The sequence below is a fragment of the Spiroplasma endosymbiont of Tiphia femorata genome (assembly GCF_964020225.1).
Lineage (GTDB): Bacteria > Bacillota_I > Bacilli_A > Mycoplasmatales > VBWQ01 > Spiroplasma_E.
On record NZ_OZ026544.1, the window covers coordinates 456,173 to 478,886 of the forward strand.

The window sequence follows — 22,714 nt, forward strand, 5'->3', positions numbered from 1 at the left end:
TGTTATACTTTAATTGTGGTAAAGATATTTGCTGTTCTGGTAGGTAGTAAATGTCTTTACTTTTTGTTTTATATTTATTGATATTTTATTTAATTATGATATTATCTACTTATAAGTAAATATATTTTAGATTAGTTTTTAAATTATATTTAACTTATTTGAATTGGTTTACAATTCCCTACCAGGAATAGTTAAATATTAATATAAGAACTTTTTATTTATTAAATTAATTTTATAGTTGTATATTTTTAATTTAGTTATTTATAATTGTTTGCCAATTCAATTTATATTTTATATAGAAAGAAGTTGGCAATTTTTATGTTTAAAGTTCAATTGGTTAATATTGATAAAAATAGAATGATACCTGATAAAAATAATCAAGGTCAAAATTTGAAATTTGATGTTTTAACTTTTTTAGAAATTAATAAACAAACAAATATACCTACCGGTAAAGTACGGGATAAATGATATAACCCGTTAGTAGTTAATGATTTTACACAATATTTACATAAACTTAGTTTTAAAGTTGGTAATTATTATGATTTAAAATTAGATTTATCCGGTACTATTGTAGATATTATTGAATGAAAAGATAAATAATTATGGTTAAAAATGATAATTGTTTATGTGAACAAGCATTTCATTTAGCAATTTATATGTGTAAACTTTGTGACCAAGTTATTTGTCCTAAAAAAGTTTTACAAAATTTATATACTAAAAATTATTATTGTCCTAATTGTATATTAAATATAGCGTTAAATAAATCAATGAGAAAAAAACAATTACAGTTAAAAGAAAATTAAAATTAAGGTAGGTTTAAAATGTTAAATGTTGAAAGTTATTTAAAAATGAATGGAATTGATGAAAAAAAGTTTTTAGATTTTTTATTAGATGAATTTGTTAATTTTCGTTGTAGTAATAAAAAATGTACTACAAAATTTTTAAAGCCTTATGGTAATTTTGATGTTTCAATGATATTAACTATGCTTGAAAATTTAATTTGTGTTGATTGTAATAAATGTTATCATTGTTGAAATAAAAATCATAAATGTAATAAATAAAAAAATAAGGTGGTATATAAAAGTGCAAGATTTAGAAAAACGTATTGAAGAATTAGAAACGGTTGTTAATGATTTAATTAAATTTCAAACTTTACTTTTACATTCTTTTAATTATCTTGGTAAAGATGAAGAAAAGTTTAAATATAGTGAGATTAAAAGAAAGACTGTTATTAAACATTTAAAATAATATTTTAAAAAAAACTAAATAGGGAGTATATATATACTTTTTTGTGTACTTTGCTCCCATGTTATACAAATTAGTATATATATGCTCCTTATTATTATATAAAGTAAGGAGTTTTATTTATGCCTAATGAATTAGAGCAAACTAGTAATTATACTTTAATTAAAATTTTAAGAACTGGATTAAGTCCTTTAAGTGCTATGGTTGGCGTAAGTGCTTATTATGGTCAATATTTAAAAGACCCAATATTAGGTTCTATTAATTCATTATTATTTAGTAAAAAGTTAGGAATTGATATATGGAATATTAATCAAAGACCTACTACTAGAAATAAAGTTATTAATAGTTATAAAAAGATATTTTTAGGTTTAGGAACAATTGGTTTAATTAATTATGCTAATTTTGTTCAGTATGTAGATAAGTCAGTTTCTTTATTAAGAGATGAACCTTGTTTTTGACCACCATGTCCTACTGAACTACCAATTCCTACACCAATACCAACTCCTAAGCCAGTAATTGATAAGCCTTTTGTAGACTGAGATACTTATATATCTTTAAATAGTTTTGGTATAGCAAATGTTATTAGTGGCTTAACTGAGTTAATACCTAATAAATTTCAAAATATAAGAAAGATAGCAAATATGGGTACTGGTGGATGTTTGATTAGTAGTGGTGTTGCTATGGGTATTAATAATAATTTTAATAATTATTTTGCTATTCCTACTATTATTGCCGGAGCAAGTGAGATTATAAATACTTTATTGTTACCGTTAGGAAATACACATAATAATACAGAGTTACAAGAAGTATTTACTGATGAAAGAGCAAGGTTAATTAATGCTAGTGTTAGTGATTATCAAAGTACAAATGATAGTATGGTTGATGTTGATTTAAATGATGATAGTATGTCTGAGATTAATTTAGATAGAGCAAGTTTAAATTGGGATTATTCTTATGCTTATACGTTAGGTGGTGTTTAAAATGGATTTTAAGGAGATTATAAAATATGCTTTATATATTGGTGGGTTTTGTCTTATACTTTGATTTTGTCGTAATTGAATACATGAGGGTATACAGAAATTCAAACATAAAAAACATGTAAAGGAAAAAGAAAATGACCCTGATTGTACTTTTTGTCGTAAAGATTTTGAAAAGAAGAAACGTAAATTAGAAATGGAAAAACAACAAAAAGAATTAGAGAAAGGGGGTGATTAATATGCCCGCTGGACTATCAGCATTATTAACCATGATAGGTGGTGTTGGACAACAATTATTAAATGCTTTTACTTATATTTTTGGTTGAGTATTTACTACTGGCGATGGTGGAACACTTACAAATTGACCAGTTTTAATTTCAATCGTATTTATGGTTCTTGTATTTATTAAGCAGTTTGTTGGTCATATTATCCATGGAACTCATTAGTAATTAGAAAGGAGTAAGCAAATGGTAAAGTTATTTTTTAGTTTGGTTTTTGTTTTACCATTATTAGGTAGACTTTTACCAGTTGTTAATACTTTGGTACAAACTATTTATATGCAGTATTTAAGTTCTTTTGCTGGATTACATACTGTGACACTTTTTATTAAGTCGTTTTTTTATGATAGTTTATACACTTTACCTTTGCCTATTCTTGCTTTAATAAATGTTAGTTTTGTATTTTATTTAATTTTAGGATTATTTAGATTTACAAGACATTAGGATGTGAAATTATGTTTATACCTTTTATTACAACTGTTATGCAATTATTTGCTTCAATTTTTATGAAGTTTTTTAGTTTTCCACTTGGTGATTTAGGTTTTAATTTAGGTACGTTAATGATATTTTTGATTTTGCTTAGATTTGCATTTAGGGTTATTTTACCTGAATTGATGTTACCAACATTAGGTTTAGGATATGCTGTTAAGTTCATTGGTAAAAGTTCTGTTTCTTTGGGTGTTGGTACTGGTCAACAAATTGCTAAGAGTTATCAAAGACGTGTTGAAAAAGTGAAAAACAAGAAATAAACAACAAGGTAAGTTTAAAGGTGGTGCTGATGGTAATAAGTTTACTGGTAGTTCAACTCGTGATTTTGGTATTGGTGATTAATTATGTCTAATTTTGTTCTTAGTATATTACATTTTATTTTTATATTTTCTAGTAAAGATATTCAAATATTTTTAAATCAACCAAACATTACTAATGAAGTTTATATTTTGTTTAATTTGACTTTTTGGTTGGTATTAGGTGTATTTTTTAATTTTATTTATCGTGTTATTAAATTTGTTTTTAGGTCATTGTTTGGGTAGGTGTTAAGTATGAGTGTTTTAGAAATTTATAATAAAATACATCAATGTATAGTTGATTATTGAACTATGTTTATAGGTAAGCCAGTTGATGATTTTACTACTATTTTATGAAATTTAGTAGTTTATGGTACACAGTTTTTTATTGGATTTGTTTTGTTTTATGGTTCATGGTGAATTTTAAAATGTTTATTTGGTAAATAATTATGTGATTTAAGTTTGCAAAAATATTTTTTGTTGTAAATACTTCTGTTCAAGCACCAACTAGTTTAATTGTTTCAAATGACCCTAATGTTGTTAATTATGATATTACAAAAGAAATGGTTAAACACGTTAAGTATAATGATTTTAATGATTGAGCAACAATTCCATGAAATTCTGCTTATTTTGACATTGACCAACCGGATTTAAAATTAGTTAGTGGTGAATATATTGGTAATCAGGGTACTTATATATGTTCTTATTATAGTGATACAGTTGGTGTTCCAAAACAACAGATAAATATGGGGTCTGGCGTTTATACTTTTAATAGAAAACAATTGGATGAATTTTCACGTATTATGTTTAATCATAATTATGTTTCAGAAAAGAATACTAATCATTTGAATTTTGTTAATAACGATAGGAGAGTTATAAATTTTCAAACACAGTTAAATTTTGAAATTGATAAACCTTTGAGTTTTTATATTCAAGGATTTATGTTTTATTTTGAATATGAACGTTTTAAAACTTTTACTGCTAATTTTACTTTTAGTTTTTTAGATTATGTTGGTGATACAAAGTATGTTTTTAAAGGTAAGGTTGATAATAATATTTATCAGCAACATTTATATAATTTTGTTACTTTGCCTATTCGTGTACCAAATTTAAAACATTTAACAGTATTTTTTGATGTTCACGGCGATTCATATTCTTATATGTCACCACAGTTAAATCTTGGTCAAGTTAATATTTTTTCAAGTGAAAAAGTTATGCCAGTTCCACCAAATAGTCCTTTTAACCCTGAGTATGAGCGTGTTAGTTGATATGATGTTTTTGGTCATTTGCGTAATGCTTTTAGATGAGTACTTTATGGTGTTGTTGGTAAAGTTTTACCAGTTGAACCATTAAGAGAATTTTTTACTAAACTTGATGGATTATTGAGACGTATTTTTGATGATACTATTAGTTCTGTTTTAAATGTTGATTTTACTAGTGGTTTAGAACAAGTTTTAACTTTATGAGTATTTTTAAAAGCAGTAGGATTTTTAGTTGGTTAGGAGTTGAAATAATGCCTTGATATGGTTATTTCCTTTTAGGAATTTTATTATTAATAATACTATATCCATTTTTAATAACTAGAAAAAATATAAAGATATTACAACGTGTAGGTAGTTATATTATTTCAGCACCACCACGTACTGGTAAATCTGCCCTTGCTTGTTGTTTAGCACAAAAACATAAGGGTAGGGTAGTTAGTCCTATTCCTATTAAAGTACGTAATGAATATAGTTATCGCTGTTCTTATGATGATGTTTTTAAGTTTAATCAATTAAATAGTAATTATGCTTTTAAAGAGAATGATATGCTTGTTTTTGATGAATTAGGTTTAAAAATTAATAGTAATGATTTGTCACCCGAATTTAAAGAAACACAGGAAAGTTTAGGAATGTTTTGTAAATTGATAGGTCATAATTTTAATGGAATTATGTATATGATTGAACAACACCCCGATAGAATACCAAAACAAGCACGTGAAAAAGTAGAGTATATTGTTCAAGTTAAAAGAATGCGTATTTTATTATTTTTAGTTAAGTTTAAACTTAATATTTATACTAATGTTGATGATTATAATAAAATTGTTTTATCTAAAAGACAAACAAAGCGAATAATTAAACGTGGTGGATTACCACCCAGTTATAGTGGTGAAACTATGACTTTTAGTTTATGATTTCCTAAGTCTTATTTACAAAGATATAATAGTCGTGCTTTAAATTATATTCATTCGTTAAAGAGTGAATTAAGTAGTGTTAAAGACTATGAACAGTCACAAGCATTAGATTTTACTGTTGATGATATTAAAGCAGTAGGATTAGATAAGTTGGATAATATATTACAGACTGAAAAGAAAGAAACTAAAAATACTGTATGTCGTGCTTGTTATTATAGAAATAAACATTCTAACAAAAATAAATAAAGATGCTAAAATAAATTCATAAACTTAATATAAGTTTTTAATTCATTATTTTATTTTAAAAATAAATGAGTTTTTTATTTTGAAAAAGAAAGGTGATTAAATTATGTGAAAAAAAAATGAACAATATAAGGAATTTAATGATAAAGCTAAAGCTCAAAAAAAAGAAGATATGAAGAAATATAATGAGTTTCAACAAGAAAGGAAAAAAGAAGAAAAAAAATAAAAGAAAAGCTAAAAAGAGCTGAAAAAGAAGCAAGAGTCAAAGAAGAATGAGAAAAAAGAGACCGTGAAAGAAGAAAAGCAGAAGAACAAAAAGCTCATGAAAAAGCCTGAGAATGTGAACAGAAGGAACGTATAAGAAGAGAACAACAACGAATGGAATTACAAAAAAAAGAAGAAGACAGAAGACTTAAAAAAGAAATTGAAAAACAAATGCAAGAATTAAAAATAAAATCAGAAAAAAAAGAAAATTTTGATAAATTTTCAAAAAAAACAAATCCATTTTTATAAAAATTATAGTATTTTGAAAAATTTAAACCTATATTATTGGTCGGAGCCAACCAGAACCTTGGTTGGTTGGCCGCGGGGTTTAGCCCCGCTGGGGTGAGTTGCGAAGCAACGAGGGGCAAAGCCCCTATTACTTGATAAAAGATATTAAAAGAAATTTTAGGAGGGTACTAGAGTGAAGGGAATATTAGAATTATTAGCAATTTTTGGATTAACAGCACCATTAGCAGTAAATGTAGTGGCATGTGGAAATGGTAATAGTTCTGATACTGATGATGAAGTATCGGAAAATGCTGATGTACAAGAATTATTAAAAAAAGCTAAAGAGCAAATTAGTTTAGGACTTGCAAATTTAATTAGTGAATATAAGAATTTAACTTTTGAAGATGAATTTGGTGAATTTGGAAAAGATATTACTAATAATTTAAATAGTTTATCTAAAGATAGTGACAGTCTGGTTGATAATGAAATAAAAGATATATTTTTAACTAGGCTTCAAGAAGATATTACAAATTTTATTATTGAAGATTATTTATTACAACCATCTGATTTAAAACCATTATTTAATAATATAACTACTAATGAAATTTTAAAAATTGATTTTAATGGAACAACAATGACAAATAAACAATTCAATTGAACTAAGGAAAAAGCTGATTTTGGTATTGAAAATTATGATCCAGAAACGTATAAGATAACAATGTGATATAAACTTACTACAGATTTAAAATTAAAATTATCTTATAAAGATGAAAGTAACAAAAAGACAGAAATTGAAGTATCTAATATTTTTGATTTTAATTACGCTAATACTGGCGCTAATTTAAAAGATTTAATTGAAGCTTCAACTGGTAATGTAACAAAAGTATTAAAAGATTTTATGATAGAAATGGAAAACGCCACTACTGATAGTGAAAGTTTATTACAAAAAGCAAAAGAATTAATTACTGGAAAACTTAATAACAATAAAGTTAATATTACTAAAGTTGATATTAATGCTCAATCAGAAGTTCTTCAAAAAAATGATGTGTATGCTAGTGGTGATCATATGTATGAAGCGCTTACTAAACCTACAATTGATGAAGCAATTGATTCTTTGAAAAATTATTTATCACCAACAGCAACAGCTTTTTCAGATGAGATTACTAAGTGACTTGTTGGAAAACAAGGAGTGCCTGAAGAAAAAAAAGAAAATTAATGCTTTTGGAAAAATCACTATTAGTGATTGAAGCATTTCAGGATTAAGATTAACACCAATGACTTTAGATTTTATTAATATTAATCCTAATCAAACGCAAGGTGAATGAGCAGAGCAAACAGCAACAGCATTAGGTAAAATATTTTATACAAAAAGTGCATTTGCGCTGAAGGGCGTATTGATATAACTACTGATAATAATTTAACAATATATATGAATCCTGGAGATTTTGATGACTTTGTTCAAAATAATAAAAAAATGAGTGATATTAGTGACTATATTAGTTCAAAAATAAATTCTAAAGCTACAACCGAAGATCTTATTAAAGGTAATATTTCAGTTACTTTAAATGGTCTTTGAAAAGGAGCAAAAAATCCTACTTTAAGTGATAGAACTAGTGTGGAAAAAGTAAATGATAATACATTTAAAGTTAAAAGAAATGCGGGTGGTATGCATGGTTATAATTATTTAACTATTCGTTATGCAAACACTAGTTTTTTAACTGGAATGATTAAGAATCATAAAAATAATCATATTTTATTTGATAATTGAATTATTAAAAAAGCAGATACTAATGTTTGATAATTTATATTATTTTTCAAATTTTTTTGTTATGATAAAAAATTTCTAATATAATTTAAATTTTTAAATTGATTAAAATTAAAAATTTGTATAGTATTTTAATTATTATTTTTATATTTTCATTTCTAAAAATTTATCTTTACATTTAATTAAAAATAGTGTATTATATTTAAGTTGTTGATTAATTCGCAATTTTCTTTTAAGATATGATTGATAAAAAAATATCAAAAAGTTGTTAATGATGTCAAAGAAATAAATAATATCATGAAATTATTTGACAACTTTTAATTTTAGAAAAATTAGATGAATTAATACTTTAAAATGTAAGTAAGTATATTATATATAAATAATAAATAAAACTAATCCTTTTTTAAAATAATTCTCTTTTAGAGGTTATTTTTCAGGTTATAATTATCATTTTTTCTAAATTTATTCAAAATTTATTTTTAAGGAGAAATATATGAGTTTTACAGAACTAAATTTAAAACAAGAATTAACTGCTGCTATTGCTAAATGAGGTTATACTACCCCAACACCAATTCAAAAGAAGACAATTCCAGTTTCTTTACAAAAAAAAGATATTATTGGAAAAAGTCATACCGGAACCGGAAAAACTGCTGCTTTTGTCTTACCTATATTACATAATTTAGATATAAAATTATATCGTAATCAAGCCATTATTGTTTGTCCAACTAGAGAATTGGCAATCCAAGTTGCTAAACAAGTAAAAAAATATGCTTATTTTTTAAATGGTGTTAATGTTGCTTTATTATGTGGTGGTGTTAATATTAGAAATCAATTATATGATTTAAGAACTAGTAATATAGTTGTTGGAACACCAGGAAGAATTACTGATCATATTAATCGTGGTAGTTTAAGATTAAATTCAATTAAAACATTAGTTTTAGATGAAGCAGATGAAATGTTAAAAATGGGATTTAAAAAAGATATTGATTTCTTATTTGAGAATTCACCACAAAATATTCAAACTGTCCTTTTTTCAGCAACAATGTCAAAACCAGTTTTAAAAATTGCTGATGATTATCAAAATAATCCAGTTAGTATTACTGTTGAAGATGAAAGTCAAAAATTACAACAAGCAAATATTAAACAATATTATTTTGATTGTCGTAATATAACAAAAGAAACTGCATTAGTTACTTTATATCAAAAATTACAACCACAATTAAGTATTGTTTTTTCAAATACAAAAGATTTTACTAACAAAATTGCACAATTATTAGAACAAAATAATATTAAATGTGCTGTTATTAACGGTGATAAAAGTCAAAGAGAACGTATGGAAGCAATGAGACAATTTAAAAATGGTAAGGTTAAAGTATTAATTGCTACTGATGTTGTTGCTAGAGGAATTGACATTAATGGCATTGATTATGTTTTTAATTATGATATTCCACGTGAATATGAATACTATACTCATCGTATTGGTAGAACAGCTCGTGCTGGAGCACAAGGAACTGCTATTACTTTAGTAAGTAATAGAGTTCAATATAATGAAATTCAAGAAATTCAATATTATCAAAATCATGAAATTACTTTACTAGATACTACAGGTTGAGATTTGCCTAAAAATGTTGTTAAAGTACCAACTAAATTAAATTTTTCATCTCATAATAATAGAAATGATTTTAAACGTAATGTTGATAATAATTCAAAATGAAAAAGAAAACCAAAATATTAAAAGGGCGGTTGTCAAAAATCCGGAATAAATTAAATCTTATATAGTCTTATTATATTTTAGACAAGAAATAATTTGGATTTTTATGAAATTGTATTTAAATAATATATTTTTTTTCAATAAATTGCAACTAAAATACTTATAATTAAATTTGTTAAATGTTAAACTTATGAAGTAAAGTTAAGGAGAATTTAAAAATGAAACTTAAAGCACTTAAAAAATTACAGTTAATAACTGTATTATTATTTATTTTTACTATTTTAATTATGATTATAGGTTTAACTCTTATAGGTTCTTGTGATTATCATTCTCATATTTACAATTTATTAACGAAAAAATATATAAACCTAGAAAAAAATGGATTTGGAATATTAAGTACAACCAGTATAATCCATATTTTAGGTTGTTCTCCCAAATCTGTATGTTCAATAACTAAATGTAATGGAAATTATTGTAGTTGAATTCAATTACAAATTGGAGTGATTTTTTGTCTAATTTTAGTACCAATTTTAATAATTATAATTTTATCATTAACTTTTTTCATTATTGGTTTAAAAGTAAAAATAAAAAATAATAATTTTTGAGATGCTATTCAAAATTGTGAAATAATAAGTAACTATTACATACATTAAAGCTATGTTTCTAAATTTATCTTATTACATTTAAAAATAACCATTTTAATATAAATTAAAATATTATATGTTCTATTACCAAGCATTTCTTTTAAAACATGTCAAATATTAGTTTCTGTAAAACAACCAATATTTCACTTTGCACCTTGATTTTCAATACCTTCTTTATTATTTTTAAAGTATTGTTTTTTTAATTTTTTATGATTATCTAATTGATTATATAAATAGTTAATTAATTGTTCATATTGACCATTATTAATTAAATATTTACAATGATTATATTCTTCTAAATATTTTTCTTTATTTCCAGCGATTATTCCAAGATATAATGTTCTAATTAAATGAAATTTATCTAAAACAAACTGTGCACCTAAATAATCAGCAACTTCTTTAATTCATCCTGCACTATCACCACAAATAATAATTTTTGCTTGTTCAATATTTTCATAAAATTTTTGACAATGTTCTTTAACAAATTCAGCAGTTTTTTTAACTCCAATTTTTGTTTTTGTTGGTCTTATAATTGCCTTTACTCTTTTATTTTGTACTTTATGATTAATATTATCTGTATATGTTACTATTAATCGCATAGAATGTTTTGTACCTTTACGTTTAAAATTTCAAAATTTTCGGTGACCATCATCAATTGCTACAAAAATAGGCTGATTTTTTTCTAACTTTACTTTTACTGGATTTGCTTCAATTACTTCTAAATTTTTAAAAACTCTATGAATAGAACTAAGACTAATATTTGCTTTTTTTATAATATCTCAAATATCTCTGTATCTTTTTCCATCAGCAAAATATTCTATAATAGTTTGTTCAATATCTTCACCTATTCTTTTATATTTTGGCAGTTCTAGTATTTCATCAACTAAACAAACACGAACTCATTTTTGTAATTTTTCATTAAAATATTCATAAATTCTTCTTTTATAAGTTACTAATCCATGTATAGTTTTTCTCGTTCGATATTGATAATCAACAATTTTATATTTCTTTTTATCTCTTGTATTTTTTATTCTTCAATCTATTTTTTCTCATTTATTTGTTATATGTTTTAAAACTAATTTATCAATTTTTGCACTTTGTTCTCTAAAATTTCATTTATAATTAAAATTCACATTTACTTTTCCTAACTATTTTAAAAAAATCTAAATTTATTGTAAATATATTTAAAAAATTAATTTACTTGTTTATTATATACATATATAAGTGTAATTTAAAATTAAATCAAAACTGTTTAAAAAAACCACTTTCATATTTAAAATATAATAAACAATTTCAATATAATTAATAGTATAGGTATCAGAAAATAAACGCCTAAATTAAAGGCGTTTATTTTGTATTTAAAAGCATACTTGTAAAAATAATCAAAAATAGTACAATTTATAAGTAAAATTAAAAATTAAAGGAGTAATTTAATGAATCAAGAATATTTAAAATTTATTAAAGTTGAATTTATGCATGGTGTAGAAGAGCCTTGATGTAATAACCAAGGAGTTGCTATATTGCCTTATGTTATTAAAAACAATGAATACTATTATTTACTAGTTATAGAAAATAATCCATTATTTAAAGATAAACAAATTAGTGAATATGGTACTATCACTGGAGGTCTTGAAAATCTTGACCCTTATCAAACAGTAATTAATGAGATGCTTGAGGAAACTGGAATTGATGTTAAAAATGATAAATCAAAAATTTATTATTTAGATAAACATTATGCAAATAAATCAAGTACAAAATTATGATATTTTTTTTCTATAGATTTAACAATGTTGAATTTGGATTTAACAAAAACATACAAAGGTAGTGGTGATGGAACAGAAGCAGAAAAAGACATCATTGCAAAATTTATAAGTTATGAAAAAATTTGCAAATCTAATGATTCTTTATGTTTAGCAATTTTTGCTAAATGAACTTCTAGAGAAAAAGCAATAAAAGAAAAAGCAAAACAACTATTTAATTTTAAAAATGAAATATTATCTGATAAGTTTTTAACTGGAATTCATCTTAATGAAATTGACGAAGAAAACCCAGAATTAATAAGATGTTTTTTACCTAGAGATAATTGACAAGAATTTTTGAAACTTGAAGAAGATTTAGACAATAGTATATTATATAAACTGCAAGAATTAAATAATGAAATGTTAATTTCAAATTCATCAAATTTACATAAAAATTTGAAATTACAAGCTAGTATATTTTACGATAAAAATAAAAATATTTTTTGAGAATATGAAGCAATAAATAAATTAGGTGATGAATATTATTCAGGTGCAGAAATTTATGAAATAAATTCAATTGCACCTCATTTATAAAAAAGGAGTAATTTAATATGCAAACATGAATAAAAACAAATTTAAGTAAAATAACATTAGCATTAGCACTAACTGGTGCAACAACTGGAACAATAGGATTAATCATGGGGGGTGCTTACCCATAAAATAGATAATTCCTATTTAGAACCAAACGGCGAAAGAGTATTAGGAATAACAACTATTTGATGAAATAAATGAGATAGTCCGAATAAAACTGAATTATATTTTTCTAAATTTAAACATCATGATGAAGATGTAAAATGAGATGGTACTTATACAAATAATTATTTTGAATAATTATATCTCTAAATTTATATAAGAAATATTTTCGTTATATTTATCAAATAAATTAATATTTTGTAAATTTATTTCTTGCTTATCTGTCATTAAAATTAAATCATAATTTCCAGCACCAAATATGCCACTAATTTCAATCCGATTTAAATTATTAATCGGATTTTCTATTTGTAATTCAAATTCGTTATTATTATCAATTTGTAAAATTTCTTTATAAAATTCTAATTTTGAAAATAATTGTGATTTATTTGAACCATATAAATTTAAAACATTTTCAATTTTATTTTTTTCAATAATTGTTCTTGTAAAGTATTTTCCGTATTCTCCATTACCAAGTGTTCAATCAGCAGGAATTAATGAAGGTATATTGTTACTTTCTAATTCATTAGTTATAGATAATCAATTAAATTGATTATCATCTAACTTAAATAATTCATTTTGACTAATATCATTACTTTTTAATTTGATATTATTAATATCAGTCAAATCAAAATATGAAGAGTGTAATATAACTTTTATATCTTTATACTCTCAAATTTTATTTTCATTTTGATGTATTGGTTTTGATTTTAATTCAAAAAAATAAGGTAATAAAATTTTATTATCATCATTTAAACCTTTATTAATTGACATACTTGAATAAATATATTTTGATAACATTATAAATATTTGTTTAAATATTTTCACTTGTAGTAAATTTATGTAATTTGGATAATCTAATTCTCATTGTTTAAACAAATTGGTTATTACTTCTTCGGGTTTTTGTCCTTCAAATTTTGCTCTTAATTTTGCTATATCATTATCGGGTTTACCAGTTTTATCATTATATTTAGCACCTTCAAAATTTCTATTGTAGTTATATGTATAACTTAGCATATCTAGTAATAACTGTTGTAAACTATCAATTGGTGGTTTATCATTTATTTCAATTTCAATGTCATTAAAATTCTGTGATAACTCAATAGCAATATATCTACTTGGATATGGTGGGTTTGGTTCTCTATGACTATATAATGTATATTGTTCATTCTTTTTCATTTCAAAATCAGCTAATTTTTTCGGTACTGGTGATGGTCCATCATATTTACCAATTTTAGCATATGTTACTTTTGCATTATTAATAATTTCTTTTCTTGTTTCACTTCCACCACCAATAGCAATTAAACCTTCAATTTCATAAATATATAAAGTTCTTAGTTTAAATTCATCATATGCTCTTTTAAGCTCAGGGTCACCTTTGCTACTCATAAGATTAGTAAAGTCATAAGGAATATTATCAATTAAATAATCATTTTCTACTTCTGCTTGATTGAGTTTAGTTTGTTTCTGTGGAAACTTAGTTTGTGGTTTGTTGTTGTTTTCCATTGTTCTCTCCTATTAATTGGTTATTTTCGGGATTAAATAATTTTAATTTCACGGTTAAGTTATTAATTTCTTGTTCATCATTAATATTAAAGGTTTTACTATTTAATAAGTCTTTATCAACACTTACTAATATTTGAATAAATTTAAGAATATCAATATTAAATTGTCATAATTTTTGTTCAATATAATTAATAGTTGAAATATTTACTGCTGTACTTTCGGGAACTGATTGTTGTGCAGATTTCTTTTGACTTGGTATATGAATACCACAACGTTTAAATATTTCATTAACATTTCAATCATATATATCAGTTAAATTTTTACCTTTAAAATTACTATTTGTCATATTGATATTTTCATTTTGTTCGTTACTATCTCCGCCACTTTTAAAAATATAATTTTTAGTAACTAATGTTCTTACTGCTTCTTCTAATGTTGATTGAACATTACCATAAGTTTGACTAAATATAAATTTAGGTGAATTTAAAATGGTATCTAAAACAATTTGTTCATAAATAACATCTAATGCTTTAATTTTATCCATTACTTTATCACAATCTGCTAACTCATTTGCTTTATTTCGCATAATTGATATTGGTATATAATTAATATTTAGTGTTTGTTCTTGTAATAGATTAGGATTATTAATAAATGATTTAAAATCTAATGGAAATTGTTTTTTATTATCACTAATACTATAAATTGCACGATTAATTATTACTTGTTCATTATTTAATGTATAAACTTCGAATAATCTTACTGTTTGTGCATTTTGTTCGTAACTATCATAAAAAATAGTACATTGAATTAATTTACCAGTAATATCATATATTCTTTGTTGTATATCAACTACTTGAAAATATAAATCATCATTAGCAATAAAAATTAAATAACCACTAATTCCTAATTTACTTAATTTAAAAATAGAGTTTCAATTTTTTCTATAAAATTCTTGTTGAATTAAATATTTCGTAATAACTTCATTATTAATATCTAATGGAGCATTATATAAATTAGCATTATTTTCTGCTACAAAATCAGTAAAATAAGTTTCATGGTTAAAATCATTAAAACCAAAATAACTTAAAATAGAAGCATGTGTACTTTTACCTTTTAAAAAAGTTAATTTAGTTTTTTCTTCATTATTAGTACTTTTATCTTTTTTTAAAAATCTACCTAGCATAATATTCACCACCTTTTTTTAAAATATTTGATTAATTTTTAATACAACTTTTACTATAATAAATATAATTAAACCTGCTATTGCTGACGATAAAAGAACTCCAATTAAACTTAAAATAATTTTTATAATTTTTCAAATCATAATATTATTCCTGTAATTCTTCTAATTTTCATACATTACCTTTTAAATTACCTTTTCCACTATAAATAGTAATCCATTTTGCATGTTGAACTGATAAAATTACTATATTAGCACTATCATTAAAGGTTTGTATTTGTACACCAGCAATTTTTTTATTAGTTATAATAAATTCTTGAATAGTATAAACTGGATTATATATACTTCAAGAATAATAAACTTTATAATGTTTATTCTCTTGAAAAACATAAGTAATTTGTCAATTATCTCATTTATTTTTTTCTCTTGTTCCTACTTCTTTTCAATTTGAACCACTTGGACTTGGTTGTGGTTGTTTTTCTAATATTTCATTAATAGCCCCAGCAATAGTTTTATTAGTAGTTTCTAAATTAGGAATTTCAGTACCAATAGTATTAATAGAAAAAGCATATTTAAAATGGTCTTTATCCATTTTATCTTCTAATTTTTTATCTATTTCTTCTTTTTTATAATAATCAGATAAATCAGTTTTACCACCAATAGCACTAATAGTATTAGTTACTTCATCAATTTTAATATTTTCGCCAACAGTTAATTTATTTTGCTTTTTATCTAATAAATTATTAGTTTCTATTTTTGTATAATAATCACGTTCAGTATTTTTCTCTGCTATAAATTCAGTTGGTGTATCTATTCCTTGATATTGATATATTTCTTCTATATCACCAATTAAATTAATTTTTCCATGTTCAGGATAAGAATTACCACCACCACTAAATTCTTTCTTTTTATTGTTATAGTAAATCGTTCCGGTATTTAAAATTCTTTTATTTTGGATTTGTTCACTATACGTCATGGAATCAACATTTAACAATTCAAATTCATTAAAAACATGATTTAAATAAATTTTAATTACTTTATAAAATTTCATAAAGTCATTTTCTGTTGAATATCGATAACTGATTTTAATAAAATATCATTTAAATGTTTCTATATTATTATTTTCAACTTTTTTTCATAATGGACTAGTTTCAATATTAAATCAATTATTTTTAACATCATTAATATTTTCGTTTGTTTTAATTAATTCACTATTTAATTTGGTAATTTCATTTTCATTTGTAGTAATTCGTTTTTGTTGTTTAGCAGAAAAATCACAAGTTGGTGCATGTGTATAATCACCAATTTGTGGATTATTTTGTAATGCTTCGGGTGGTAATGTACCAATTTCATCAGGTCAATCTAAAATCATAGTTTCAGTTTCTTTATCATAATCAGTTGCAACATAACCTTTATTAATAAATTTACTAACAGGACCTCTATATATTTCATTTTCATTATCATCAACTAAATCATCATATAATTTAATTTGTTTTGATAATGTAAAGTCTTTTTGTTCTTTGATTAATTCATCAACTTGATTTCTAGTATAAAATGATTTTAAGTCAATTTTTTCAATATCTAGACTGCACTTGATAATAATAATGCACCCATAAATGATAATGGTTTTTTCATATATATACCTCATTTAAATATTGTAAAAAATTAATAATTATTTTAAAGTGATTATATCATAATTTAAAAAAAATTAAATTCTAGATTTTTAAATGATTTTATTAAAAAATAGCTTGTTATATATTTTACATTTTTAATGTATGTACTTTTAATGAAGGAGTTGAAATCGAAATATTTTGTACATCTTTATTAATTTTTTTAATAACAAAATTTGATATTTTATTATCATTTTCTAAGTTTTTCTTTACAAAAAATTGTTTTTTATAACATTCAAAATACTGTTCTTTTCAATATTTAACTATTTCTTTTTCTTTTTTATAAAGTTTAATAGAAAATTTATATCAAAATTTATTGATTGATAATTCTAACTCAAGATTATTAACTAAGAATTCATTATTTATATTTTTACTTAATAAAAAATTTTGATGTTCTAAAAGTTGAATTTTTATTTCTTGAAAATTATAATTTTGTTCTAAAATTGAATCTTTTATCATATCTATCTCTTCGTCACAATAGTTATTTCTATTAAATATGATTTCATTTAAAATTTCATTATTACGTTTATATAATTTTTTTATATTTAATATTTTTTCATTTATCTCTTTTAAATGTTCTTCTTTCATTTTTTTTCCTTTCAAAAAAATTCATTTATTTTAATTTTTAAAATAAACTATAAATAATAATAATAAATGATTATCTAAAAAACATAAAAAATGCTTTTAACACTATTAAAGTTTTTATTATTACTTTTTTTGAAATTTGACCTATTTTGAAATAATATAAAAGATTCTAAAGTTGACAAATTTTTTTTATTTTCTATACTGTATATAACTAAATATTAGTTTTTAATCCATTTACTTTCATAAAAAGTAAATGGGTTTTTATTTTGAAAGGAAAATTAAATATGCCAAAAAAATCAAATTTTGAAAAAAAAGATTGAAAAGAAAAAGAAAAATTTGATGAAGAAGAAATAATCAACTCAAGTATTTTTCATACAATAACAATTTTAGAAGTTTTAAATGATAATCCTATAATATTTTTTAAAAAATTAAATCATATTATTAAAGAACTATATATAGAAACTATTTTATTAAAAATGCCAAATACATATGGTTCAAATGCTAACTCAGAGTTTTATTATATAAATCAAAAAGCACAATATGATTACTTTTCAATTACTGTAAATATTGAACAAAAAACGTTAAAATTATTTTTTTGTTCAAAAAGTTTATACCTACAAGGATTTACTTTTGAAACAACTTATTATTATTTTGAAGACAGCACATTAATAAATCCTAATATAAAAAATATTTTTTGCCAATCTTTACCTTTTGTAGGAAGTTATGTAGCAAGTAATGGACTCCAGGCACATAATAATTATTCTTGACAAACAATACATAATGATTTTTTATTGTTAACAAATTCTAACTTAAATGAAAATCAAATTAAATGCTCATTAATAGGAGTAATTCTAACTACATCAGAAAGTATTCGTTTCAGAAGTGTTAAATATTTTATTCTTCAAAGTCAAAGACCTATAAATCCAATAATACAAAGTTGAGTTTTTTTTCAAAAAATTATAAGAAATTGAGATCGCGGAACACATAATGCTATTAATTATCTTTTAAATAATAAAGGTAACTTAAATAAATATTTTCACCAAGAATTAAGTAATAATGGATTAAGAATAATGGTTTTTAACACAAGCATGTATCATGCAATTAACAATTATCAAAATCCACCATTAATAACTCCAAATCAAAAATGAAAAATAAAAAAATTACAAGATTGAATAGATATCGGTATTAAAATCTGTGAAAAACAAAAATACGCTATTGCTAAAGAAATAAATAAATTTCAAAACTTAAATAATCTTATTGAAATACTGAAAAATTTTAAAAATGATATTATTACAAATAAAAAATTACAAGACGAAATAAAAACAGCAAAAGATTTTGCTGATAATATTATTGAAATAAATAAGGTTTTTGATATAAAGACAAACCCAGAAAATATAAAAAGTTGTTATATTTAAAAAATAAATTATTCTTTTATTTTAACTCTTTTGACTCAATTTCATCAATGTTGTTACTTCTTCTTCTGTCAAATAACGATATTCACCCATTGCTAAATCTTTTAAAGTAATATTAGCAACTTGTAAACGCTTTAAAGTAATTACTCTACTTCCTACTGCTTTAATCATACGTTTAACTTGTTGATTTTGTCCTTCATGAATAGTGAGATGTAGTAAAGTATTTTCTTTTTTTATATTTTTATAAATTATTTTAACAATAGCAGGAGAAGTTGTAAATGAAGTTGATAAAATAATACCGTCTTGTAGTTTTTTAATAGCATTTGATGACAAAATACCACTTGCCAATATTTCATATACCTTATCTATTTTATAACGAGGATGAATAATAGCATTAGTAAATTCACCATCATTAGTCATTAACAACAAACCTGAAGTATCAAAATCTAAACGACCGACTGGGTAAATTCTACTATTAATATTAGTAAAATAATTCATTACCGTTGGTCGATTTTTAGGATCACTTACTGTTGTTAAACAATTAGGTGGTTTATAAAATGCTAAATAAATATGATTAGATTGCTTAATAATTTGATTATTAACTTTAATAACATCACTACTTGTAACTTTAAAACCTAACGTTGTAATAATTTGCCCATTAACTGTTACTTGCCCATTAATAATTAGTAATTCTGCTTTTCGTCGTGAACATACTCCAGAATTAGCAATAACTTTTTGCAAGCGTTCTAAATCATTATTCATTAGTAAAGTTGTAGATTTCTTGTTCATCATTTTGGTTATTAAATTGAGGCAAAGTTGGCAATTGAGTTAAAGATTCGATATTAAAATGATCCATAAATTCATCAGTTAAATCATATAAAATTGGTTTTCCCGGTAATTCACTACGACCAATCTCGGTAATTAAATTTAAACTTTTTAGTTTAAAAATAATAGAATCACAATTTACACCACGAATATCTTCAATTTGTGGTTTAGTAACTGGATGATTATAAGCAATAATAGCTAGTGTTTCTAAAGCTGCTTGTGATAAACGTATTAAAGGTTGTTGTTTTAATACTTGATAGCGATTATAATGAATAGGTTTTGTTGTTAATTTATAAATATTACCAACTTTAATTAAACTTAAACCACTGGTATCATCATCATTTAATTTCATTTGTAAAGATGCAATTAAATTTTCAACAGTTTTTGGTTTTTTTGTTAATTCTAAATATTCAGCAAGTGTTAATAAATCAAGACCTTCATTGCCAGCAATAAATAATAAACCTTGTAAAACTGCTAATCTTTCGTTTGTTTTTCAATTGCTATTATTCATTTTTCTCACCTCGATAAATTACTGTAATTTCAGTAAAAGTATTAGTTTGTATAATATGTAACATTTGATGATTTGCAAGATCTAAAATTGCAATAAAAGTAATAATAAAATAATGTAAAGTTAATGTTTTAGTAAAAAATAATTGTTCTAAAGTAAAATGTTGCTTGGGATTTTTTTTCAGTAACTGTTTAATTTCTTTAGCTCGATCTTCAGCTGAAATTAAGTTTAATGCTAAATTAACTGGTAATTTATTTTCATTTTGTAGTCTATTAAATAAGTTTAACATTGCTTGTGTTAGTTTATTAACATTATTTTTTACCAAAATTGGTGTAATTTCATCAACTAAATATGTTTTTAAATCACTAGGTGCTTTTGTTAATAATTGGGTTCTATATACAGCCTGTTCTTTAAAATAATTACTTATTTCTTTAAATTTTTTATATTCTAATAAACGAGCAATTAATTTTTGACGATTAACTTCATTTTCATAAGCACTATCTACTACTAGTTCTTGTTTTGGTAATAATTGTTTTGATTGCAATTCTAATAAATAAGCAGCAATCGGTAAATATTCACTTACTAAATCAATGTTTTTAATTAATTCTTCATTAATAAAATGAACATATTGGTTAGTAACATCATTTAGATTTAAATCTAAAATATCAATATTTTTTTCTTTAATTAAATGCGAAAGCAAATCCATTGGTCCTTGAAAAGATTCAATTGTAATTACTGGTTGTAACATTATTCTCGTTCCCTCAATATCATTTTATACTTATTAATATTAATTATAACTTAATTTAATAGTACTTGATTAATCTTTAATAAATAAAAAAAACTTATTTTTAATTTTTTAATGATTAAAATAAGTTTTAAAAGTTATTATATTTTTAAATATTATTATTTAACTTCACGTAACGTAATATGAATATTTTCAGCAGATATTTCAAATTTTGAAGTTGTCTTTATATCTGGAAAGACTTTATTTAGATCATATTCTAATTTAAAGTTTAAATTAAAATAACCATTTTTTTCATTAGGATTAAGATTAAATCTACTTTCAGGATTAGTAATAGTTATTACATTATTTCATTTAGGAACAAGAATACTATAAATTTTATTAATATTAGCAAAATAACCATTTGTTATAACTTGTTCTTTTATTTTTCCATCTTTGTCATAATCTGAATACTTATCTGAAGCTTTTGGTAATTCCTTTACTGTATCAACTGTTCAGTCAGAAAATATTTTTGAAATTTGTGTTGTTGCATCAACAAAAGTTTGGTTAATCTTAATAGCAGTAGTACTTTCAATATCACCAGTATTAAAAGTAGAATTACCATCATTACCAACTAAGAAATCAATAGTAATATTACTAACATTACCATTAAATACAATTGATTTATCATCATTATTGGTCACCGTTGGATCTGTCATTTTAAATAAAGTTGATTTAGGAACATTTGAAAAATCACCTGAAAATTCAAAACTTAAACTTAAACCAGAATATTGAACTTTATCTTTAATGGCAACATTTAAATTTTGTTTAATATATGATAACTGAGTTCTAGCAATTTCTTCTTTTTCTTTTTTTTCTGCTCCTTTAATTTCTCCAGTTATTGGTAAATTTTCAACATTAATATTTAGATTACCTTTAGTAATTTCTTCTTTAATAAAGTCTCTAATTGCATCAGCTTTTTTTTGATCATTAGTATGACTTGTATCATTATTAATTGTAATTTTAATATCTTTAGTAACTGATGGTAAATTTAAATAAGAGATTTCCGCTTTTACTCATAAATGACCATTGACTAATTCACTACCAGTTGGTAAAACAAACTTAGGTTTGTCTTTTTCATCATTATCATTATCTTTTTTTGGAACATAGTCCATAATTTTGACATGTGCATCAGGGTGATATCAATTTGTTGGATGTTCATTGGTACTTTCTTTAAGTTTACTAGAGAAAAAGTTACCAATAGCTGTTTGCACAGAAGTATCTAATTCGCTAAAAATTTTACCTTTCATTTCTCCTATATTGGTATCATCTGATAAATTAAGATCAGCCTTAATTTGCACACTACTATCAGTAACAAAAGAGGCAGCAAAATTAAGAATATCCCTTGGAGTCATTTGATTATTTTCACTACCACAAGCAACAACTGTTACAACTGGTGTTGTTGCTAAAGCAAGTGTGCCCAGTAATTTCAATAAAGATTTCAC

At 23.3% G+C, this 22,714-nt stretch carries 33 protein-coding genes; 23 read left to right on the top strand and 10 right to left on the bottom strand.

Annotated elements, in window-relative coordinates:
- The first annotated feature begins 318 nt into the window (after positions 1 to 318).
- The 20 genes from AACK83_RS02695 (at position 319) to AACK83_RS02790 (ending at position 10,322) form a co-directional block, all read left to right on the top strand.
- On the top strand, positions 319 to 600 hold the full coding sequence (locus tag AACK83_RS02695) for a hypothetical protein (RefSeq protein ID WP_338958222.1): 282 nt from the start codon (positions 319 to 321) through the stop codon (positions 598 to 600).
- 2 nt (positions 601 to 602) lie between these two features.
- Positions 603 to 803, top strand: coding sequence for a hypothetical protein (locus tag AACK83_RS02700; protein WP_338958221.1), 201 nt, complete (start codon positions 603 to 605; stop codon positions 801 to 803).
- An 18-nt stretch (positions 804 to 821) separates the two neighbouring features.
- Entirely contained in the window at positions 822 to 1,061 is a 240-nt protein-coding gene (locus AACK83_RS02705; protein ID WP_338958218.1) for a hypothetical protein, read from the top strand.
- Positions 1,062 to 1,083: 22 nt separating this feature from the next.
- A complete protein-coding gene (locus AACK83_RS02710; protein ID WP_338958215.1) occupies positions 1,084 to 1,248 on the top strand; it encodes a hypothetical protein in 165 nt (54 codons plus the stop codon).
- Positions 1,249 to 1,367: 119 nt separating this feature from the next.
- Positions 1,368 to 2,225: a hypothetical protein gene (locus tag AACK83_RS02715; RefSeq protein ID WP_338959280.1), complete on the top strand. Its 858-nt coding sequence runs from the start codon at positions 1,368 to 1,370 to the stop codon at positions 2,223 to 2,225.
- A gap of 1 nt (position 2,226) precedes the next feature.
- Entirely contained in the window at positions 2,227 to 2,460 is a 234-nt protein-coding gene (locus AACK83_RS02720; protein WP_174479931.1) for a hypothetical protein, read from the top strand.
- A gap of 1 nt (position 2,461) precedes the next feature.
- Positions 2,462 to 2,668 carry a hypothetical protein gene (locus tag AACK83_RS02725; RefSeq protein WP_174480862.1) on the top strand — a complete coding sequence of 69 codons (207 nt, stop codon included), beginning with the start codon at positions 2,462 to 2,464 and terminating at the stop codon, positions 2,666 to 2,668.
- Between the two features lie 21 nt (positions 2,669 to 2,689).
- Positions 2,690 to 2,944, top strand: coding sequence for a hypothetical protein (locus tag AACK83_RS02730; protein WP_174480864.1), 255 nt, complete (start codon positions 2,690 to 2,692; stop codon positions 2,942 to 2,944).
- Positions 2,945 to 2,955: 11 nt separating this feature from the next.
- Complete coding sequence (locus AACK83_RS02735; RefSeq protein ID WP_338958209.1) at positions 2,956 to 3,249, top strand: hypothetical protein; 294 nt, start codon at positions 2,956 to 2,958, stop codon at positions 3,247 to 3,249.
- A gap of 84 nt (positions 3,250 to 3,333) precedes the next feature.
- Positions 3,334 to 3,531, top strand: a complete 198-nt coding sequence (locus AACK83_RS02740; RefSeq protein WP_338959282.1) for a hypothetical protein — start codon at positions 3,334 to 3,336, stop codon at positions 3,529 to 3,531.
- Between the two features lie 9 nt (positions 3,532 to 3,540).
- Entirely contained in the window at positions 3,541 to 3,732 is a 192-nt protein-coding gene (locus AACK83_RS02745) for a hypothetical protein (RefSeq protein WP_338958204.1), read from the top strand.
- Between the two features lie 2 nt (positions 3,733 to 3,734).
- Positions 3,735 to 4,787, top strand: coding sequence for a hypothetical protein (locus AACK83_RS02750; RefSeq protein WP_338959284.1), 1,053 nt, complete (start codon positions 3,735 to 3,737; stop codon positions 4,785 to 4,787).
- A gap of 11 nt (positions 4,788 to 4,798) precedes the next feature.
- Positions 4,799 to 5,704 (top strand): hypothetical protein, encoded by a 906-nt coding sequence (locus AACK83_RS02755; RefSeq protein WP_338958200.1) that lies wholly within the window; start codon positions 4,799 to 4,801, stop codon positions 5,702 to 5,704.
- 375 nt (positions 5,705 to 6,079) lie between these two features.
- Positions 6,080 to 6,214, top strand: coding sequence for a hypothetical protein (locus AACK83_RS02760; protein ID WP_338959286.1), 135 nt, complete (start codon positions 6,080 to 6,082; stop codon positions 6,212 to 6,214).
- Positions 6,215 to 6,227: 13 nt separating this feature from the next.
- Positions 6,228 to 6,362 carry a hypothetical protein gene (locus AACK83_RS02765; protein WP_338959288.1) on the top strand — a complete coding sequence of 45 codons (135 nt, stop codon included), beginning with the start codon at positions 6,228 to 6,230 and terminating at the stop codon, positions 6,360 to 6,362.
- A 24-nt stretch (positions 6,363 to 6,386) separates the two neighbouring features.
- The gene (locus AACK83_RS02770; RefSeq protein WP_338959290.1) at positions 6,387 to 7,409 is read left to right on the top strand and encodes a hypothetical protein; all 1,023 of its coding nucleotides are present in this window, start codon (positions 6,387 to 6,389) and stop codon (positions 7,407 to 7,409) included.
- Positions 7,369 to 7,596, top strand: a complete 228-nt coding sequence (locus AACK83_RS02775) for a hypothetical protein (protein ID WP_338959292.1) — start codon at positions 7,369 to 7,371, stop codon at positions 7,594 to 7,596. Before AACK83_RS02770 ends, AACK83_RS02775 begins: the two co-directional genes overlap by 41 nt.
- A 26-nt stretch (positions 7,597 to 7,622) precedes the next feature.
- The gene (locus AACK83_RS02780) at positions 7,623 to 7,994 is read left to right on the top strand and encodes a hypothetical protein (RefSeq protein WP_338959293.1); all 372 of its coding nucleotides are present in this window, start codon (positions 7,623 to 7,625) and stop codon (positions 7,992 to 7,994) included.
- A 457-nt stretch (positions 7,995 to 8,451) separates the two neighbouring features.
- Positions 8,452 to 9,693, top strand: a complete 1,242-nt coding sequence (locus AACK83_RS02785; protein ID WP_338959295.1) for a DEAD/DEAH box helicase — start codon at positions 8,452 to 8,454, stop codon at positions 9,691 to 9,693.
- Between the two features lie 194 nt (positions 9,694 to 9,887).
- Complete coding sequence (locus AACK83_RS02790) at positions 9,888 to 10,322, top strand: hypothetical protein (protein WP_338959296.1); 435 nt, start codon at positions 9,888 to 9,890, stop codon at positions 10,320 to 10,322.
- 2 nt (positions 10,323 to 10,324) lie between these two features.
- On the opposite strand, the gene AACK83_RS02795 is transcribed toward AACK83_RS02790, so the two are convergent.
- The gene (locus AACK83_RS02795; protein WP_338959297.1) at positions 10,325 to 11,446 is read right to left on the bottom strand and encodes an Mbov_0401 family ICE element transposase-like protein; all 1,122 of its coding nucleotides are present in this window, start codon (positions 11,444 to 11,446) and stop codon (positions 10,325 to 10,327) included.
- Between the two features lie 300 nt (positions 11,447 to 11,746).
- Between AACK83_RS02795 and AACK83_RS02800 the strand changes: the two genes are divergently transcribed.
- Positions 11,747 to 12,646, top strand: a complete 900-nt coding sequence (locus tag AACK83_RS02800; RefSeq protein WP_338959298.1) for a hypothetical protein — start codon at positions 11,747 to 11,749, stop codon at positions 12,644 to 12,646.
- Positions 12,647 to 12,757: 111 nt separating this feature from the next.
- On the top strand, positions 12,758 to 12,943 hold the full coding sequence (locus AACK83_RS02805; protein ID WP_338959299.1) for a hypothetical protein: 186 nt from the start codon (positions 12,758 to 12,760) through the stop codon (positions 12,941 to 12,943).
- On the opposite strand, the gene AACK83_RS02810 is transcribed toward AACK83_RS02805, so the two are convergent.
- From AACK83_RS02810 to AACK83_RS02830, 5 genes are all read right to left on the bottom strand, one after another.
- Positions 12,944 to 14,308, bottom strand: a complete 1,365-nt coding sequence (locus AACK83_RS02810; RefSeq protein WP_338959300.1) for a hypothetical protein — start codon at positions 14,306 to 14,308, stop codon at positions 12,944 to 12,946.
- On the bottom strand, positions 14,280 to 15,491 hold the full coding sequence (locus tag AACK83_RS02815) for a hypothetical protein (RefSeq protein ID WP_338959301.1): 1,212 nt from the start codon (positions 15,489 to 15,491) through the stop codon (positions 14,280 to 14,282). Before AACK83_RS02815 ends, AACK83_RS02810 begins: the two co-directional genes overlap by 29 nt.
- Positions 15,492 to 15,509: 18 nt before the next feature.
- A complete protein-coding gene (locus AACK83_RS02820) occupies positions 15,510 to 15,632 on the bottom strand; it encodes a hypothetical protein (protein ID WP_338959302.1) in 123 nt (40 codons plus the stop codon).
- A 4-nt stretch (positions 15,633 to 15,636) separates the two neighbouring features.
- Positions 15,637 to 17,136: a hypothetical protein gene (locus AACK83_RS02825; protein ID WP_338959304.1), complete on the bottom strand. Its 1,500-nt coding sequence runs from the start codon at positions 17,134 to 17,136 to the stop codon at positions 15,637 to 15,639.
- A 112-nt stretch (positions 17,137 to 17,248) separates the two neighbouring features.
- Positions 17,249 to 17,746: a hypothetical protein gene (locus tag AACK83_RS02830; protein WP_338959305.1), complete on the bottom strand. Its 498-nt coding sequence runs from the start codon at positions 17,744 to 17,746 to the stop codon at positions 17,249 to 17,251.
- A 281-nt stretch (positions 17,747 to 18,027) separates the two neighbouring features.
- Here AACK83_RS02830 and AACK83_RS02835 point away from each other — a divergent pair, with 281 nt between their 5' ends.
- Entirely contained in the window at positions 18,028 to 19,158 is a 1,131-nt protein-coding gene (locus tag AACK83_RS02835) for a ribosome-inactivating family protein (RefSeq protein ID WP_338959307.1), read from the top strand.
- 21 nt (positions 19,159 to 19,179) lie between these two features.
- On the opposite strand, the gene AACK83_RS02840 is transcribed toward AACK83_RS02835, so the two are convergent.
- The 4 genes from AACK83_RS02840 to AACK83_RS02855 form a co-directional block, all read right to left on the bottom strand.
- Complete coding sequence (locus tag AACK83_RS02840; protein ID WP_338959308.1) at positions 19,180 to 19,917, bottom strand: pseudouridine synthase; 738 nt, start codon at positions 19,915 to 19,917, stop codon at positions 19,180 to 19,182.
- The gene (gene scpB / locus AACK83_RS02845; protein ID WP_286641535.1) at positions 19,910 to 20,491 is read right to left on the bottom strand and encodes an SMC-Scp complex subunit ScpB; all 582 of its coding nucleotides are present in this window, start codon (positions 20,489 to 20,491) and stop codon (positions 19,910 to 19,912) included. Before scpB ends, AACK83_RS02840 begins: the two co-directional genes overlap by 8 nt.
- Positions 20,484 to 21,236, bottom strand: a complete 753-nt coding sequence (locus AACK83_RS02850) for a segregation/condensation protein A (protein WP_338959311.1) — start codon at positions 21,234 to 21,236, stop codon at positions 20,484 to 20,486. Before AACK83_RS02850 ends, scpB begins: the two co-directional genes overlap by 8 nt.
- Before the next feature lie 155 nt (positions 21,237 to 21,391).
- On the bottom strand, positions 21,392 to 22,714 hold the full coding sequence (locus AACK83_RS02855; RefSeq protein ID WP_338959312.1) for a hypothetical protein: 1,323 nt from the start codon (positions 22,712 to 22,714) through the stop codon (positions 21,392 to 21,394).